The organism is Pseudoalteromonas sp. S4492 (assembly GCF_005886115.1).
In the GTDB taxonomy this organism is placed as follows: Bacteria; Pseudomonadota; Gammaproteobacteria; order Enterobacterales; family Alteromonadaceae; genus Pseudoalteromonas; species Pseudoalteromonas gelatinilytica.
In genome coordinates this window covers 1-359 of record NZ_PNCP01000340.1, presented here as the reverse complement: position 1 = coordinate 359, position 359 = coordinate 1, and the positions used below count along the sequence as shown (strand labels likewise).

General features: G+C 65.5%; 1 protein-coding gene. It reads left to right on the top strand.

Going from position 1 to position 359, the window contains the following annotated elements:
- On the top strand, positions 1-342 hold a 342-nt coding region (locus CWC28_RS22205), incomplete at its 5' end, for a hypothetical protein (protein WP_171038374.1).
- Positions 343-359 lie beyond the last annotated feature (17 nt).

Below are 359 nucleotides of genomic sequence, written 5' to 3'. Positions count from 1 at the left end.
ATGCCGTTGGCGGCACCGCGTGTGGTGATGGTCGACGATCATGCCGTCTTCGAGAGCGTCGGTACCGGTCGTTGGGTGAGTGCCGATAGCGACTGGATAACGCGTGCCGCTCGCGAAAGCGGTTCGCAGGCGCAGATCACCCATAGTTCCGCTGCCTCGGATTGTCCGTTGGCCAGCATGGCGGCCTTCACGCTGGCATTGGTCGCCGTTGCCCTGTTGCTGGCGTTGGGGCGGTTGTCTCGCGACGCGGCCCCGCGTCCCTGCCTTGTCGCGTTCCGCGACATCAATGTCTATCTGCGTCCGCCCGGGCGCGCGCCACCTCACGATTCCCTCGCGCCATGAATTGCTGGGCTGCCTTG